Genomic DNA, 18,843 nt, shown 5'->3' on the forward strand with positions numbered 1-18,843 from the left:
ATGTCATTGCAAGATACTCCAAGATCAAACCGCACACATATAGCACTTTTCGGTAAAAGAAACAGTGGAAAATCGTCGTTGATAAATGCCATCACAGGCCAGGAAGTTTCAGTAGTTTCGGACGTAGCCGGAACTACCACCGACCCTGTATATAAATCGATGGAAATACACGGCATAGGTCCGTGTGTATTTATAGACACAGCCGGATTTGATGATGAAGGAGAGCTTGGAAATCTGAGAGTAAAGCAGACATTAAAGGCTACGGAACGCACTGACATAGCTATTATGGTCTGCACAGACGATAATATCGAAGAAGAACTTCGATGGCAGAAAGTGTTCACTGCAAAGAATACACCGGTGATATGGGTACTCAACAAGGCAGACAATCTGGACAACAAGACAGAAACAGCTCTTGCCATAGAAAAGAAATGTGGTACCAAACCTGTAATAGCAAGTACGCTGACAAAGGAAGGCATCGACGAGATAAGAAAAGCGCTGATAGAAAACCAGCCAGACAACTCTTCCGACAATAGTATAATAGGAAATCTTGCCGGCGAAAACGATACCGTACTGTTGGTCATGCCACAGGACATTCAGGCTCCGAAAGGCAGATTAATTCTCCCACAAGTTCAAACCCTGCGTGAACTTCTTGACAAGAAATGCCTTGTAATGAGCTGCACTACAGACAAGCTGGAAGCAATGCTCAAAGCGATGGTAAATCCACCGAAACTTATCATCACAGACTCACAGGTATTCAAGACCGTTTTCGAACTGAAGCCAAAGGAAAGCATACTGACATCGTTCTCAGTACTCTTTGCCAAGCACAAGGGCGATATAGACTTTTTTGTGGAAGGTGCACGTACGATAGGCAAACTGAACAACAATTCCAAAGTCCTTATAGCAGAAGCATGCACCCATGCCCCACTCACCGAGGATATTGGTCGCGAGAAAATCCCAGCCATGCTTCGAAAAAGGTTTGGCAATGACATACATATAGATATTGTATCAGGACACGACTTTCCGGAAAATCTTGATGGCTACGACCTGATTATCCATTGCGGAGCATGTATGTTCAACAGGAAATTCATGATGAACCGTGTGGCAAAAGCCAAGGAACAGAACATCCCTATGACCAATTATGGAGTGACTATAGCCTATATTCAGGGGATACTTGATTATATTGAGTATTAAAATTGGGAAAAGACCTATTAATTAATGACGTGAAAGTCTGATTTTTTATTTACCTTTGCCTAAAGTACAAAAAGAATCAGGTTATGAAATTTCCAATTGGTATCCAAAGTTTTGAACGCATTATTCAAGAAGGTTATATATATGTCGATAAAACTGACATTATTTATGACCTTACACATAATGGAAGCATTTATTTTCTCAGTCGACCAAGACGGTTCGGAAAGAGCCTACTTGTTTCTACTCTGGAAAACTATTATTCAGGACGTAAGGAACTGTTTCGTGGTCTTGCCATAGAAAAGATGGAGACGGAATGGAACGAGTATCCCGTTTTCCATGTGGATTTCAATGCGACTAATTTCACAAACTCAGGAGAACTGGAGAAAAAACTTAATTTTTATCTTACTGAATGGGAACAGAAGTACAATCTGCCTGTACGTGAAAATGAATTGGGTCTTGGAGACCGCTTTATAAAGGTTCTCGAGGCCGCTCATCTTCAGACAGGCCGACGCGCTGTGGTACTTGTAGATGAATACGACAAACCTATGCTTGATGTACTGGATGTGGATACAAATCTGGAGGACAAACACCGAAACATTCTGAAAGCTTTTTATTCCGTGTTTAAGGGAGCGGACAAGCATTTGCAATTCGTTTTGTTGACAGGGGTTACAAAATATTCCCAAGAAAGTATATTCAGCGGTTTCAATCAAGCTAAAGATATAAGTATGGATGTACGTTATGAAGCTCTGTGCGGTATTACTCAGGAGGAAATCGTAAAATATTTTACTGAACCTGTATTGCAAATGGCCGTTGAGTATCAGTGTACACCGGAAGAAATGTATAAACTGTTGAAGAAACAGTACGATGGGTATCACTTCAGCGATAAACTGACAGACATTTATAATCCTTTCAGCTTGTTGAATGCTCTTGACGCCAAACGTATCAAAGACTATTGGTTCAGCACAGGAACTCCCACATATCTTATTCGTCTGCTTAACCATTCGCATGAGAGGATGAACGAATTTACTGTAAAGTATTACACTCCGGCGGAATTTATTGACTACAAGGCAGACGTGGAACGCCCTTTGCCTATGATATATCAAAGCGGATATCTTACAATAAAGGCATACGACAGAGATTTCAATACCTTCCTTCTTGATTTCCCGAACAATGAGGTAAAAGGCGGATTCCTTACAATGGTGGCTTCGTCATATCTGCAACCAACTGAATAACACCTTCTACCTCATTATGCGTCTGGTGAGTGTTTATACTGTCTATGCCGAAAAGGTACATAGCCAGGGACGTGTGGACTGCATAGTGGAAACATCGGACTATGTATATATCTTTGAGTTCAAACTGGACGGTACGGCCCAAGAGGCGCTTCAGCAGATAGAGGAAAAAGGATATGCGCGTGAATATGCAGCCAATAGCCGCAAAGTTTATAAGATCGGAGCATCATTCTCTTCTGAAACCGGCACGATTAGCGACTGGGCAGTAAATTAGCCAAGTAAAATGATTTTGCGTAACAGCTACCCAGTCTACACACTACTAACAAGTTCTTGAAGATCGTAGGTCGATACCTGCAGATGGATAGTGCGGATGATACAGTGCTGGGGAAGAAGTTATAGGAAAAAGTACTTCAGCCAAAGAGAGAAAGAATGTTCATGGTGTTAGTATGTGGTAATCTTGTCCTGATGGCATACATTAGAATTTCCGAATATGAGATAGATAAAATATAAGCGACTAAGCTCAATCTTAGCCGCTTTTATTTATATTCATTATCTTTATTTTTCTTGTTCTGTTATAATCTCTATCAGTTTGTATCTGACATCGCTATCATCAGCAGGTGGATTTGCTAAAGTCGTTTTTTCAACCTTAAGAGTGTATTCAAAACCTTTCTTATATACAAATCCTTCTATGCCATTTAAGGGAAGTTTTGAATAGCTTGAATTTCCTTCTTCTATAAGCATACATTCTACTGGAGTATCGCTTCCCCAAGGAATATAAGTATCAGTTTCCGCAGACACATACATTTTTATTGTTTCTACTTTGTCTGTCATATCATCTTTATCACAACTGATAGAGGCAAATGTAAACAGGAACAGCATCAGTATTCCAAATAAATTCTTTGTTTTCATGTTACTTTGATTATAGTAGTTTATAGTTTTGCAATAACTCTTATTTTCTGCACTGTTTATCGGTTATCTTATTTGTTATAGTTATCTTTTGGATGACTGTATATAACTACGCAAAATTAGGTATAGACCTAATACAATAAAAGGGATACTCAAAACTTGTCCCATATTGAAAAACATCGAATCTTCGAAACCTTTTTGATTTTCCTTTGTGTATTCTAAAAGAAATCTCATGAGAAAAATGGCAAAAATACTAAAGCCAAAATAGAAATAACTTCCGACTTTAAACAACTGTCTTTTATATTTGTATAGAGAATAAGCTATCAGGAAAATAATAAAATAGCTTATTGACTCATAAAGCTGTGAAGGATGTCTTGGTAAATCGTCAACGTATCTGAATATAAAAGCCCATGGCAAATCTGTCGGACGTCCAATAATTTCAGAGTTCATTAAATTTGAGATTCTTATAAAAGCTCCCCCTAATGGAGCCAAGATAGCTATGATGTCTATTATCTTCGGGAATGGAATATGAATCTTCCGTGAGTATAATAACATGGCAATGAACAAACCTATTGCACCTCCGTGGCTTGCCAATCCTTTGTATCCTATAAACTCGTAAACTCCATTAGCATTTTCTCTAAATGGTATAAATATTTCAATTATATGAGAAGAAAAATATTCAAAGTCATAAAATAGACAGTGACCAAGTCTTGCACCTCCGAAAATACCAATAACAGCATATATAAAAAGTTTCTCCATTGCATCAGGAGTATAAATCTTCTCCTTCTTGTATATATGGCCAATTATGTAATAACATAAGACAAGTCCAGTAACAAAAATCAAACCATAATATTGAATCTTAACCGGACCAAGACTAAATATAACAGGATCTATATCCCAATTTATGTATAATATTGGATTCATTGTATTTGAAATTTATAATTCTGTATTTACATTACTTTTTACTATTCATAATTACCTCTAAAGTGGTAAACTAAACGTGGAAAATCTTCATATTTCTTTCCATCAACCCATAATTCCAGAGGAGAGATATTAAACATTATGAAATTATGTCCTACTTCAGCGTCCCCACCAAAAGTCTGAGCAAAAACAATCCGAATAGAAGGAGGTGCTCCATAACCGCCTAATACGTCGACATCCTTAGGTCGCAATCCAAAATTTATATTCCAACCGTCACTCTGATGAAAATCATAACCAGCAACAACTTCCACCTCTCCAATTTCACGCAGGCGCTCCGTCAGGCCTTCATCTGAAATCAGTTCTACATATGGTAATAATGACATATTGAATTTGAGTGAATCGCGTGAAACAGCTATTGCATTCTGAAGTTCTGTTATACTTGAACCTTGATAATAGTCTACTTGTACAGTGCCATGATAGGTTCCTTTCATGTCGAATAGCATCTGTTGTATTTCTTCTTTAGAAAAGCCCTCTTCCTCTTTATTACAGCTAATAATGGTAAATGTTAACAGGAACAATATCATTATTCCAAATAGATTTTTTGTTTTCATAATACTTTCATTAACTCAATTTTTTGTACTGGATTATCATTCAAAACAGCTAATATCGCAAATATAGTGTTTATAATCTAATACGGATTCTATCCTCCATTTTTTTTGTAAAAAAGAGTCTAATATTCTGCTAATTATAACAATATATCTGTGGTACTTACATTTTTTACTCTTACATACGATTCTTCTGGCTCTCCCCTGCTCCTGTTCCTTTGTACTTACTTTTGGTTGTATTAAACTTATAGCGGACAGTTAGACGTATTGTACAGTTATTAGGTTCTTCTGTCATGTGCATGGTCTGCATATTGCTTACATACATCATAAAATCACGCTTATAGCTGTTGAACAGGTTTGTTGCGTCCAAACGGATATTCAGCTTGTCATTGAGAAGACTCTTCTGCAATGCCATATCCATTCTCCAGGAAGGTTTAAGGAATCTGCCGTTCTTCATGTCTCCCTTACTTGTGTACATGAAATCTGCATCCAGCATGAAACCCAAAGGCAGACTCAGGTTGTTGTTCCAGATAATCGTACCCATCGGGTTGTCCAGACTGAGGTTGCCTTGCGGAGTCTGTATGTCATACCACTGCTTATTCAACTGGAATCGCCATTGCGGTTTCCAGATACCGATAGTAGGAGAAAGCGTCACACCGGCTAAAATCTTGTCGTATGCTTCCGCATTGGCAAGCGACATCAGCATGATTGTAGGATCATTCTCGTCATACAGACTGGTTACGTTGAGAATATCGTTCTTTACACGGTTATATCCGACAGACAGCTGTAACCATCTGTATGTAGCTCCCAATGTAAAGTTATGCGTAAACTTAGGGGCAAGTAGCGGATTTCCGGTTTCATAGGTATATTTGTTTATCAGCAGAACGCTGCTTCTCAAATCCCAATAAGACGGTCTGGCTATATCGGTGCGGTATGCCAGCTGAAAATTCACACGATTGACGGGAAATGCAATGGAAAGCGTAGGAAACAGATTACTGAAGTTCTTGCTTTGCTCATCCACACGGATATCTTTCTCAAAATAATCGGAAGCATTATACTCGTATCTCAATCCAGCCAAAGCCTGTACGCTGCCAAACTTCCGGCTGTATTCCACAAAAGCCGCACCCATATTCTCGCGAATCCGACTGTCATCGTCCGAAACAATTCCTTCCGGATTCAGGTTGATGTTCCTTCGGTTGGTATAAGTATATTCACCACCAAACGACAATTCACCGCCCCACAACGGTCTGGAAAGAATCAGCCTTGCAGCATAAAGCGTGTTGTCAATGTCGTTGAAGATAGATACATAACGATTGTTATCGCTTCCGTCAGCCAGTTCTGTCTTTTCATCAAGATAGCTTGCCTTATCGCTCTTATCCCAATATCCGTCCAGGTTCAAGTCTATGCTCCAGTCCTTGACTCTGCCGTTATAATAGGCATTCACCTGATGATATTCGGAACCATTGTCTATGATATTTGGGCTGTATGTCTTTTCCGACAAAGCACCGTCACGATACACATCCGTATTGGTTTCCATCAAGGCATTTGAATAAGGAGTCTTGTGATAATCGTAGCGTATTCCTAAAGCCGAATTCTCATTAATGGTATAGTTTACGGCTAACCGGGCGTTAAAGTTTTTGGAAGTCCAGTCATTGAATGTTGTGGATTTCTGTTGCCAGTGTTCCTGCAAATAAGTATCCTGTACAACTTCTTTTCTTATCCAACCGTACATTCTTTATCCATACAGCATACCGGACAAATTCCAACCATCCTTTCGGTAATTGAAGTTCAGCTGTTCCAATGCGCTCCAGTCTCTATTGTACTGGAACATGGCACGGTTATCAAAGCCGAATCCTTCGCCTTCCGCTTTCTTGGTAATGATACGTATTACGGAAGTTACTTCCGCACCGTATCTTGCTCCCGGATTATTGACCACTTCCACGGATTTTATATTCTCTGCCGAAAGTCTGTCCAATTCAGAGTTGTCAAGCAGTTTCCGGCCATTGACATAAATCTCAGGAGTACCACGACCGAAAACATTGATTTCGCCATCCTTCGAGGTAACATTAGGAATCTTGTCGAGCATCTGTTCCGCAGTTCCGGCTTTTTCCAAAGCAGTACCGGCCACTCCAGTTACCATAGCATCTCCCTTGATACGTGTCACAGGAAGATTACCTTTTACCACCACTTCACTGAGCATCTGTGCATCCGATACGAGCTGCACGATACCGAGATTTGCCGGAGATACCGGCTTACACACAGTCTTATATCCGATAGATGATATTTTAACTATCTGGTTTTCCGATGTTGCCTCTAGTGGGAAAGAACCATCCTCACCGCTGATGGTTCCGTTCACAAACGCCGAATCCGGTAGCGAGAGTAGCACCACATTGGCGTAAGGCAACGGCTGGCTGTTCTCGTCAATCAATTTTCCGCTTACGGTCTGTGCTGATACTCCAACTGAAACAATAGCACATACAGATATGAACAATGTTCTAATTCTTTTCATTTTTATAGTCTTAAATGTTTTACAAACGGCTCTTCTGGCTATCCCCTGCTCCGGTTCCTTTGTACTTACTCTTTGCTGCATTGAACTTATAACGTAGGGTCAAACCTACACTGCGGCGAACTTCCTGATTTATCGTCATAACCCTGTTTCCGCTATACAAAACAGTTTTGGCAGTGCTGGAATTGAACAAGTCATCAGCCTGAAGCCTGATACTCAGGCGTTCATTAAAGAAACTTTTGTATAAACCAACATTAGCATACCAGCAACTTTCAGCTACATACGCATTTTCATTATCTCCCGGAGTATCTGCTCCCAAATCTATATCCAGTCCAAATCCGAGCGGCAAACTGAAGTGATTACGGAACGTAAACGACCCAATAGGATTATTAAAATTTTCCACGCCACCGGGTACATCTACTTTGTACCACTGCTGAAGTAACATAAGCGTAAGCTGAGGAGACCAGATACCTATGGTTGGAGCAAGTGTCAAACTGGAATAAAGTTTATCCGACGCATACCTGTTGTAATAACTGAACAAGGAAACAGTCGGATCATCTTCCGAATAAGCCTGATTGAATTGAATGATTGCGTCACGGCCATGAATATAACGCGTATTGAAATACAACCATTTGTACGAAAGATTAAACGAAAGCCTGTTTATAACCGAAGGTCGCAAAAACGGATTTCCGCCTTCGTAAGTATAACGGTTTACATACGTAGTACTACTTCGGAGCATCCAGTAAGGAGGACGGTAAATGCTTCCGGTATAACTCAGCTGCAACTGGGCCTTGCCTACAGGCAGCGAAAGAGAAACGGAAGGGAACACATTATCGTATGTGCGGCTCTGTTCGTCTATTCGCTTTCCTTCCTCGTAGTAATCCGATGCCAGATGCTCATATCGTACTCCTGCCCTTACCTGTAACCGGCTGATACGGAAACCGTATTCTGCAAAAATAGCAAAACTGTTTTCGCGGATGCGACTTTCGTCATCATCCAGAATTCCCTCAACATTCCTATAACTGTTCAGACGATTGGTATAAGTATATTCACTGCCTAACGAGAAATTTCCTTTCCATAACGGATGTTCCGCCACAAGTTTTGCCGCATACAGTGTATTTTTATCATTGCTCTCACTGGTAACAGTCTGTTCTTTCCGTTCACCGTCTGCCGAAATAATTTCTTCCAGCATTTCCTGCGGTATTCTGTTCTTCTGCCAAATCCCGTCTGCATTAAAGTCAATATGCCAGTCTCCCACCTGTCCGTTATAATAAGTATTCAACGTATGGCCTGAACTTACATGATTCTGCCATCCCCCACTGTTGCTTTTCTCATAAGGGATATTGTTCTGAGCTACATCCGTCTGCATATCAATATCATCGTGAAATTTAGGAGTACGGTCATAATTATAACGCATACCCAATGAATGGTTTTCATTAAACTGGTAATTGAGTGATAGCATTGCTGCTATGTTCTGAATATGTTTCCAGTTATACAAATAAGATTTCTGTGTCCATGTGCGGTCCAGAAAAGTTTCCTGTTCGATGTGTTTGTTGTTTTCGCTGCGTCTGTCATTACCCGAAATCATACCCGACAAATCAAAGTCTCCCTTACGATAATTGAAATCAAATACATCGTTTACCGTCCAGTCATAACGATACTCTGTATAGAAACGGTTGTCGAAACCGAAACCTTCTCCCTGCGGCTTCTTGGTTTTGATTCGGATAACGGCATTCACTGTCGCGTCATAGCGCGAACCGGGATTGTTCACCACTTCCACACTTTTGATGTTATCGGAAGAAAGCTGGCTCAGTTCGGAATTGTTCCGTACCTTACGACCGTTGATATAAATCTCCGGAGCACCGGCACCGAACACACGGACTTCTCCATCATCGGCTGATACTCCAGGAAGCTTGTCCAACAAATCCTCCCCTGTCCCTGCCTTTTCAAGGATACTTCCCTGCACAGTAGTAACCATTGCATCACCTTTCAGCTGCATCTTGGGCAAATCAGCTTTTACTACTACTTCACCAAGCATCTGTGCGTCAGACACGAGCTGCACAATACCAATATTGGCAGGAGAAGTTGGTTTATACACAGTCTTATATCCGATGGAGGATATTCTAACTATCTGGTTTTCCGATGTTGCCTCAAGTGTGAAAGATCCGTCCTCACCACTGATGGTTCCGCTAACAAATGCAGAATCCGGCAAGGATAAAAGCACCACATTGGCGTATGATAAAGGTTGGTTCTTCTCGTCAATAAGTTTTCCGCTTACGGTCTGTGCGGATAGACCTATCGACAAGAAGACCATTAAAGATGTAAATAAAAAGGTTTTAATCGCTTTCATTATAAAGAAACTTTTTAGGTTATTATTGCTCATGGTTTATATCTCTGAATGCAAAGTTATACCATATAACAATACACCTTTTAAAAAGTATCTCTACATTTAGCCACTGACAAAATACGGCATAACACACTGATTATATGTGCATTATGCCGTATTATACAATTATATCAATCTCTACATTTTCTATTTTAGAACTCTGCCACCCACCTGTCGAGTGTCATATCCTCAGGAAGACCGCCTTCCAACGAATCACTCAAATGCTTTTTCAGACGGAACTTCTTCTGGGATACGGAAGAGACACTTACACCGAATATCTCCGACATCTGACTGTTGCTGAAACGGAGCTTGATTAGGATACAAAGATGAAGTTCCTGCTTAGTCAGTGTCGGGCAGATACTTTGAAGACGGCTCACGAAATTGCCGTAAGTACTTTCACACATTTGTTCCAAAGTCTCCCATTCAATATCATCCAGAACACGGCATTTCTCCCTAAGTTCCTTCACCAATCTGTCATTATCTACAACATAGTCGGCAAGCATACGTTCACGTTGCTTCAGGTTAAGGTTCTCTTCTGATATGCTACGGAATTTCTCTGTATCACGGCGGACCTTGTCAAGTCTTGAAGTATATTCGGCAATATGCTGTTGCAGGGTGTTTATATTCTCAGACAGCCTGCCATTCTCTGACTGAAGACTGTCTATCTGTTCACGGTATGATTCTATATCTTCAGCATTAACTTCCTGATGAGATATCTGCTCCTGCAGTTCCTCCATATAGCGGTTGTTCTGCATGAGACGTGTCTCGTATTCGTGCAGTTGAAGCATGAAGTCCTGTAGCTGTTCGGATTGTTTGCGGATAGTGGTTTCCTTACGGACAAGACGTTTCTGGTAAAAATATGCTACAACAGCTATAACCACAATAAGGCATATTGTGATAATGAACAGCATACGCTGCACATCCGCCTTCTCCAGCTTCAGACGCTGCTGCTCGGTAATGAGTTTCTGGTGGTCGTACTTCTCCTTATAGGCGATAATTTCCTTGCCCTTATCAAGAGCTATGATAGAATCGTTATAAAAAAGAAGTGAATCGCAATAGGTCTTCAGGTATTTACGGTACCTAGGACTATCACTTATTTTATATAATAACTCATATATCAGAGCTTTCGTATAAACATTATCAGTGTCTAATGATTTTTGAAGATAGATGTAAGCAGAGTCATGTTCATTCAGATAATAGTAATTCTTACCTATAAGAACTGTTGACTGATACTCAACCGGTAATGATTTTGATAATACCAAAGACTTTTCCAAGTTTCCGCTATTGGAATACACTAAAGAAATCTCAGTTTGAATTTGATAATAATATTCATCTTTCTGTCCTAACTCCAAAGATATTGAAGAACATTTGTTATATGTATCGATTGCTTTTGGAAATTCATGCCTAATGCTATAACATCTGGCCAAAAATTTCAATGCAGACATTTGGTAACGTTTATTCGAATCTTTTATAGCATAATTGTATGCCTTTGTACAAGCATCAAGTGCATAATCAGGTAAATTACGGAATAAATAGAGATCAGCTAAAGAAGACATTATCAGATATCCGGTCTTATAATCATCTGTTTTCTCTACTGCCGTCTTGCCTTCCAGATAATACCTCATGGCGTCCTCTATATTGCCAAGTTCGTAGTTTATGTTTCCCATATAAAGTGCAGACATAGCCTTTCTGCGGGCACTGTTTGTTGGGTTGTAATAATCGTATGCTATCCTCACAAGGGAATCAGAAGGGATTCTCATTACCTGTTTGTACTGTGCCTGCGTTACCAAGAGACACCAAAGCGCATGATTCTCCTTATCAATGCGTGCTGAAGGCATCGGCATGGCCTCCAGGATATGAAGCGCACTGTCCGGGTGGTCGAACATCACAGATTCCGCATGAAGCAGTTCCAGAAGCGGTGTTTTCTCCTTGCGGTTTCCGCTGCATTGGATATTCAAAAAGGCTGTACAAGCAATCAGAATGTACAGAATATAGTGGGTTATCTTTCTCATTTCACAAAAATTTCATGCAAAAATAAAAATAATCCAACACTATACACATCAATTCGTACATTTTGTTAAGTGAAAAGGGCAGCCTTAATGACTAAAGCCACCCTAATCTGAATTTAAGAGAGTTTTTAAACTAATTGAATCAAAATATCCTTACATACGGCTCTTCTGGCTGTCACCGGCACCGGTTCCCTTGTACTTGCTTCTGGTTGTATTAAACTTATAGCGGACAGTCAGGCTGACACTGCGTGCATTGGGGTCGTTATACATCTTGATAGTACGCACCTCTCCGGAATATAAAGTCCCGTATTGTTTTTGAGTATTAAAGATATCATTTGCCTGAAGAAGAAAACTCATTCTGCCATTCATGATAGATTTATGCAAGCTTCCGTTTACCGACCAGCTCTGTTCGTCCAATCTGGTATTCTGCATATCGCCTGTACTCATCCATCTGACACCCATGTTTAAAAGGAATCCCATAGGCAATTCAAGACTGTTGTCCCAGTTAAGCATAAACAATGGCTTGTTCAGATTAATGTTACCTTCAGGGCTTTCCACCTCCAGCCATTGTTTGTTTAAGCTGGCTGTCCAGGAAGGCGACCATTTACCTATGGTAGGAGCGGCAGTTACAGCGACAAACAGCATGTCATAAGCGGGTGAATTGTTCTGGCTTATCAATGCGATGGTAGGATCTTCGCTTGAGTATGGATAACTTGTATTAAAGATGTCATCTTTAACATGCTGGTATCCTGCACGCCCAGACAACCATCTGTAGGATACACCTAAGTTTAGTGAGTTTGTCATGACTGGTCTCAACAACGGGTTTCCGCCTTCATAAGTATAACGATTGATATATACCACCTGGCTGCTCAGTTGTGAGTAACGCGGACGCTGTATCTCCGATCTGTACTGCAACATAACCTGTGTTTTTCCAAGTGGAAAGAAAAGCGATGCCGAAGGAAACACATTGTGGTAAACCTTACTCTGATCTTTCTGATGTTCATCATTTACATAATAATCAAAATCATCGTACTCGTATCGGATGCCCAGCTGAGCGTTTACTTTGCCAAATGCCTTGCTGTATTCTGCATAGGCAGAAGCGTTGTTCTCATTAATTTCATCTTTACTGTCGGATATGATACCTTCGGGATTACGATAGTCCATGTTTCTGTTCATATATCCATATTCTGCACCAACAGAGAAATTACCTCCCCATAAAGGGCGTGACAATACAACCTTGGCAGCATAAAATTCATATTCAGTGTCACTGTATGTAGTTACATTGCGGACAGAGTTGGTTCCGTCCATGGCATTTATCTGCTCATTTGCCAGATTGTCCGCATCAGTTGTCTGCCAGATGGCATTACCATCCACATCAATTTGCCAGTTACCGGCATTGCCGTTATAATACAAATCAAGAGTATGTTTGGTATAATCATTAGAGCCGACGGAAGAGTTGTCAGAAGATTCATAATCCGTTCCATTACTGAATACATCGGTATATACATCCATATAATTTTTGTAATACGGTTGCCTTGAGATACGATAATATGCGCCCAACGAATGATTGTTATTAAACACATAATTCATACCCAACCTACCGGTAAATGTCCTGCTCCGGCTTTCCACATCTGTAAGACTTTCCTGTTTCCAGTGTTTATCCAGATAAGTATCCTGAACGGCCTGATGAGTCTTCCAGTAGTAGCTGTCAGAATAAAACAAAAGGCCAAACAAATCAAAGTTATTCTTTCGGTAATTAAAGTTGAACTGGTCCAGCCATCCCGCTTTCTTGTTGTAATCTCCCATTAAACGATTGTCAAAGCCAAAACCCTCACCTGCCGGTTTTTGTGTATTAATACGTATAACAGCCTTCACAGATGCATCGTAACGAGCACCTGGGTTCATCACGACCTCCACATTCCGAATACTGGTACTGGATAACTGGTCAAGTTCTGAAAGGTCACGTACCTTGCGTCCGTTTATATAATACTCCGGTGTTCCTCGCCCTAATACTTGCAAACCGTTGCCTACATCTGCCACACCAGGCAATTTGCGCAATACATCATTGGCTGTACCGGCATAAGACAGTTTGCTATTCTTTACTTCAGTGACCATGGCATCACCCTTAACGCGTGTTTTAGGCAAATCACCCTTTACCACCACTTCACCAAGCATCTGTGCATCAGATACGAGCTGCACGATACCGATATTTGCCGGAGATACCGGCTTACACACGGTCTTATATCCGATAGAAGATATTTTCACTATCTGGTTTTCCGATGTTGCCTCAAGTGTAAAAGAACCGTCCTCACCGCTGATGGTTCCGCTCACAAACGCAGAATCCGGCAAAGATAGCAGTACAACATTAGCAAAAGGCAGTGGTTTGTTCTTCTCATCAACCAGTTTTCCGCTTACGGTCTGTGCGGATAGAATTACCGGCAAGAAGACCATTAAAGATGTAAATAAAAAGGTTTTAATCGCTTTCATTATAAAGATACTTTTTAGGTTATTATTGCTCATGGTTTATATCTCCGAATGCAAAATTAGAACATATAACAATACAACATTTAAAAAGTATCTCTACATTTAATCATTAACAAAATACGGCATAATACACTGATTATATGCGTATTATGCCGTATTATACAATTATGTCAATCTCTACATTTTCTTTTTTCAGAACTCTGCCACCCATCTGTCGAGTGTCATTTCCTCGGGAAGACCGCCTTCCAACGAATCACTCAAATGCTTCTTCAGACGGAACTTCTTCTGGGATACCGAAGAGACACTGACACCGAATATCTCAGACATCTGAGTGTTGCTGAAACGGAGCTTGATCAAAATACAAAGATGAAGCTCCTGCTTAGTCAGTGTCGGACAGATACCCTGAAGACGGCTCACGAAATTGCCGTACGTACTTTCGCACATTTGCTCCAGAGTCTCCCATTCCATATCATCAAGAACACGGCATTTCTCCCTAAGTTCCTTCACAAGGCTGTCGTTATCCACAACATAGTCGGCAAGCATACGTTCACGCTGCTTCAGGTTAAGATTCTCTTCTGATATACTACGGAACTTTTCCGTATCACGGCGGGCCTTGTCAAGTTTAGAGGTATATTCGGCAATGTGATTTTGCAGAGTGGCTATATTTTCGGACAGCCTGCCATTCTCTGACTGAAGACTGTCTATCTGTTCACGGTATGATTCTATATCTTCAGCATTAACTTCCTGACGTGATATCTGCTCCTACAGTTCCTCCATATAGCGGTTGTTATGCATGAGACGTGTCTCGTATTCGTGAAGTTGAAGCATGTAGTCCTGCAGCTGTTCAGACTGTTTGCGAATGGTGGTTTCCTTGCGAACAATACGTTTCTGGTAAAGATATGCTACGACAGCTATAACCACAATCAGGCATATCGTGATGATGAACAGCAAACGCTGTGCATCTGCCTTCTCCAGCTTCAGACGCTGTTGCTCGGTGATGAGTTTCTGGTGGTCATACTTCTCTTTATAGGCGATGATTTCTTTGCCTTTGTCAAGGGCTATGATAGAATCGTTGTAAAAAAGAAGTGAATCGCAATAGGTCTTCAGGTATTTACGGTATTGGGGAGTATCAGCCAATTCATACAGAGAACTATATATCGTTTTCTTTGCATAAACATTATCAGTATTTAATGCCTTATTCAAATATAAATATGCAGAATCATACTGATTTAGCATTAAATAATTTGTACCAATTAGTGAATAATGCTGGTATATCTTAGGAAATGTTTTTAGAATTTCCAATGACTTTTCATACTGCAAACTGTTCGTATAAACCAAAGCTATTTCAGACTGTACATCATAATAATACTGATTATACCGATATCCTATTTCTAAAGCTAAATCACTACATTTGTGATATATATCTATAGCCTCCGGTAACTTATCAGAAATACAGTAACATCTGGCCAAGTTTTGCAAAGAAGTCATCTGATACCGCTTGCTGGAGTCCTTAACGGCATAGTCGTATGCCTTCGTGCAGGCTTCAAGAGCATAATCAGCAAGTCTGCGATATAAATACAACTTTCCCAAAGAAGACATTATCAGATATCCGGTCTTATAATCGTCTGTTTTCTCCACTTCCGTTTTACCCTCCAGGTAATATTGCATGGCTTCTTCTATATTTCCTAAGTCATAGTTTATATCTCCCATATAAAGAGCAGACATCGCCTTTCTACGGGCATTATCGGTAGGCTTGTAATAATTGTATGCAATCCTCACAAGGGAATCAGAGGAGATTTTCATCAGCTGTTTTACCTTTGCCTGTGTCACCAACAGACACCACAGCGCATGGTTCTCCTTATCCCGGCGTGCTGAAGGCATCGGCATGGCTTCCAGGATATGAAGCGCACTGTCCGGATGATCAAACATCACGGATTCAGCGTGAGCCAGTTCCGGAAGCAGTGTTTTCTCCGTGCCGTTTCCACTGCATCGGATATTCAAAAGGGCTGTAAAAGCAATCAGAATGTACAGAATATAGTGGGTTATCTTTCTCATTTTACAAAAATTTCCTGCAAAAATAAAAATATTCCGGCACTATACACATTAGTGTGCGCATTTTGTTAAGGATAAGGAAAAGACATATTAATTAATGACTTGAAAGTCTGATTTTTTATTTACCTTTGCGTAAAGTACAAAAAGAATCAGGTTATGAAATTTCCAATTGGTATCCAGAGTTTTGAACAAATTATAGAAGATGGGTATATATACATAGATAAAACTGATTTAATCTATGACCTTACTCACAACGGTAAGATTTATTTTCTTAGCCGTCCGCGACGTTTCGGAAAGAGCCTACTTGTTTCTACTCTGGAAAACTATTATTCAGGACGTAAGGAACTGTTTCACGGTCTTGCCATAGAAAAAATGGAGACAGAATGGAACGAGTATCCCGTTTTCCATGTGGATTTCAACGCTACTAATTTTACCAATCCTGGAGAGCTGGAGAAGAAACTTAACTTTTATCTGGCGGAATGGGAACAGAAGTACAATCTGCCTGTACGTGAAAATGAATTGGGTCTTGGAGACCGCTTTATAAAGGTTCTCGAGGCCGCTCATCTTCAGACAGGCCGACGCGCTGTGGTACTTGTAGATGAATACGACAAACCTATTCTTGATGTACTGGATGTGGATACAAATCTGGAGGACAGACATCGCAATGTTCTGAAAGCTTTTTATTCTGTATTTAAGGGAGCGGACAAACACCTGCAGTTCGTACTGCTGACAGGTGTAACCAAGTTCTCGCAGGTAAGTGTGTTCAGCGGATTCAACCAGCCTAAAGATATAAGTATGGATATAAGGTATGAGGCTCTTTGCGGTATTACCCAGGAGGAGATTGGAAAATATTTTGCTGAACCTGTGTCGAAAATGGCAGTCGAATATCAGTGTACACCGGATGAAATGTATAAACTGTTGAAGAAACAATACGATGGGTACCACTTCAGCAAACGTATGACTGACATATATAACCCTTTCAGCTTGTTGAACGCTTTTGACAAAATGAGTATTGATGACTATTGGTTCAGCACAGGAACTCCCACATATCTTATTCGCCTGCTCAACCATTCACATGAGAGGATGAACGAATTTACCGGAAAATATTACACTCCGGCAGAATTTATTGACTACAAGGCCGACGTGGAACGTCCCTTGCCTATGATATATCAAAGCGGATATCTTACAATAAAGGCTTACGACAGAGATTTCAATACCTTCCTTCTTGATTTCCCGAACAATGAGGTAAAGGGGGGATTCCTTACAATGGTGGCTTCATCATATCTGCAACCATCAGAATAACACCTTCTATCTCATTATGCGTTTGGTGAGTGTTTATACCGTCTATGCCGAAAAAGTACAGAGTCAGGGACGTGTGGACTGCATAGTGGAAACATCGGAATATGTATATATCTTTGAGTTCAAACTGGACGGTACGGCCCAAGAGGCGCTTCAGCAGATAGAGGAAAAAGGATATGCGCGTGAATATGCAACCGATAGCCGCAAAGTTTATAAAATCGGTGCATCATTCTCTTCTGAAACCGGAACAATTAGCGACTGGGCAGTAAATTAGCGTTATACATAATTTTTCACATTTATACTAAAGGGTAGCTTTGATGATTCAATGCTACCCTTTTCTCATTATTATTTTATCTTCCCACATAGGGGTTTTTACATAAATCTGCGTTATTGAAGTGAAAGCAACAAAGGAAAAGGATTAATTACCTGCTTAATTATAAAAGCATGAGACAAATCAGAAAACATCGAGCTGAAACAGTTATCTCCACACGAACGTGTCGAGTACTCCACACGGACGTGTCGAGAGCTCCACACGAACGTGATGAGAACTCCACACGAGCGTGTGGAGAACATACAAATTACATAAAATATATGCCAATAATTGTTATTTAGGTACGGAAACAGTATATTTGTAAAAATGCTGTCAAAGACATGTACCTGAGTAATAACCACAAAAACTAATCAAACGAAAAATGAACACCGACAGAAAAGAAATCTTCAAGTCCAGATTTAACGAACACTACCCAAGACTATGCAGCATAGCATACGAATATGTTTCCGACGCTGACGATTCAGAAGACATAGTTCAGGAACTGTTCATAAATATATGGGATAAAGGCAAGGACACTCTTCCGGACAAGGAATTTGCCGCCTACATCACTACAGCCGTAAAAAACGCCTGTATCTCGTTTCTCAGAAAAAAATGCTCTTACACGGTTTCGATAGAAGATGCTCCATCTGCCGGAGCACACCTTCAGGATGAGGACACACTGGACACTGACAGGAAATCACCGGAGGAACTTTTATCGGAGGCTCTGGCTGTACTTCCGCCAAAATGTAAGGAAATTTTCCTGCTTTCAAAGCTTAAAGGAATGAAATACAGGGAAATTGCAGAGCTGCTGTCATTATCGGAAAAGACTGTGGAAAATCAGATGGGTAAAGCCATCAAACTGCTCAGAGAATTTGCAGCCACATGTTCGTTCACTATCGCGGTTATTATCACATTAATCATATCAATCATTTCAAACAACATTTAGAG

12 protein-coding genes and 2 pseudogenes are annotated in these 18,843 nt (G+C 40.4%); 4 read left to right on the forward strand and 10 right to left on the reverse strand.

The window, feature by feature from the left end; genetic code table 11:
• Complete coding sequence (hydF, locus tag NW213_RS09175; RefSeq protein ID WP_258322579.1) at positions 1 to 1,191, forward strand: [FeFe] hydrogenase H-cluster maturation GTPase HydF; 1,191 nt, start codon at positions 1 to 3, stop codon at positions 1,189 to 1,191.
• An 83-nt stretch (positions 1,192 to 1,274) separates the two neighbouring features.
• A pseudogene (locus NW213_RS09180) lies at positions 1,275 to 2,691 on the forward strand (AAA family ATPase).
• Between the two features lie 281 nt (positions 2,692 to 2,972).
• Here the strand turns inward: NW213_RS09180 and NW213_RS09185 are convergent.
• The 10 genes from NW213_RS09185 to NW213_RS09230 all read right to left on the reverse strand — a co-directional run bounded on the left by NW213_RS09185 (position 2,973) and on the right by NW213_RS09230 (position 16,289).
• Positions 2,973 to 3,326, reverse strand: a complete 354-nt coding sequence (locus tag NW213_RS09185; protein ID WP_258322580.1) for a DUF4377 domain-containing protein — start codon at positions 3,324 to 3,326, stop codon at positions 2,973 to 2,975.
• Positions 3,327 to 3,407: 81 nt separating this feature from the next.
• Positions 3,408 to 4,247 carry a prolipoprotein diacylglyceryl transferase gene (gene lgt, locus NW213_RS09190; protein WP_154042611.1) on the reverse strand — a complete coding sequence of 280 codons (840 nt, stop codon included), beginning with the start codon at positions 4,245 to 4,247 and terminating at the stop codon, positions 3,408 to 3,410.
• 41 nt (positions 4,248 to 4,288) lie between these two features.
• A complete protein-coding gene (locus NW213_RS09195; RefSeq protein WP_154042610.1) occupies positions 4,289 to 4,855 on the reverse strand; it encodes a DUF4840 domain-containing protein in 567 nt (188 codons plus the stop codon).
• Between the two features lie 172 nt (positions 4,856 to 5,027).
• On the reverse strand, positions 5,028 to 6,581 hold the full coding sequence (locus NW213_RS09200; RefSeq protein WP_258322581.1) for an outer membrane beta-barrel family protein: 1,554 nt from the start codon (positions 6,579 to 6,581) through the stop codon (positions 5,028 to 5,030).
• Positions 6,582 to 6,584: 3 nt separating this feature from the next.
• The gene (locus NW213_RS09205; RefSeq protein ID WP_258322582.1) at positions 6,585 to 7,358 is read right to left on the reverse strand and encodes a carboxypeptidase-like regulatory domain-containing protein; all 774 of its coding nucleotides are present in this window, start codon (positions 7,356 to 7,358) and stop codon (positions 6,585 to 6,587) included.
• 19 nt (positions 7,359 to 7,377) lie between these two features.
• Positions 7,378 to 9,705, reverse strand: a complete 2,328-nt coding sequence (locus tag NW213_RS09210) for a TonB-dependent receptor domain-containing protein (RefSeq protein WP_258322583.1) — start codon at positions 9,703 to 9,705, stop codon at positions 7,378 to 7,380.
• Between the two features lie 188 nt (positions 9,706 to 9,893).
• Complete coding sequence (locus NW213_RS09215) at positions 9,894 to 11,753, reverse strand: hypothetical protein (protein WP_258322584.1); 1,860 nt, start codon at positions 11,751 to 11,753, stop codon at positions 9,894 to 9,896.
• A 150-nt stretch (positions 11,754 to 11,903) separates the two neighbouring features.
• Complete coding sequence (locus tag NW213_RS09220; RefSeq protein ID WP_258322585.1) at positions 11,904 to 14,237, reverse strand: outer membrane beta-barrel family protein; 2,334 nt, start codon at positions 14,235 to 14,237, stop codon at positions 11,904 to 11,906.
• 189 nt (positions 14,238 to 14,426) lie between these two features.
• Entirely contained in the window at positions 14,427 to 14,777 is a 351-nt protein-coding gene (locus tag NW213_RS09225; protein ID WP_258322586.1) for a hypothetical protein, read from the reverse strand.
• Between the two features lie 219 nt (positions 14,778 to 14,996).
• Entirely contained in the window at positions 14,997 to 16,289 is a 1,293-nt protein-coding gene (locus NW213_RS09230) for a lipopolysaccharide assembly protein LapB (protein ID WP_258322587.1), read from the reverse strand.
• Positions 16,290 to 16,442: 153 nt separating this feature from the next.
• Between NW213_RS09230 and NW213_RS09235 the strand changes: the two are divergent.
• Together NW213_RS09235 and NW213_RS09240 are read left to right on the forward strand one after the other, a co-directional pair.
• Positions 16,443 to 17,859, forward strand: a pseudogene (locus NW213_RS09235) (AAA family ATPase).
• Between the two features lie 418 nt (positions 17,860 to 18,277).
• Entirely contained in the window at positions 18,278 to 18,841 is a 564-nt protein-coding gene (locus tag NW213_RS09240) for an RNA polymerase sigma-70 factor (protein WP_258322588.1), read from the forward strand.
• Positions 18,842 to 18,843 lie beyond the last annotated feature (2 nt).

It is taken from the genome of Bacteroides sp. ET336, assembly GCF_024733815.1.
Lineage (GTDB): Bacteria > Bacteroidota > Bacteroidia > Bacteroidales > Bacteroidaceae > Phocaeicola > Phocaeicola cellulolyticus.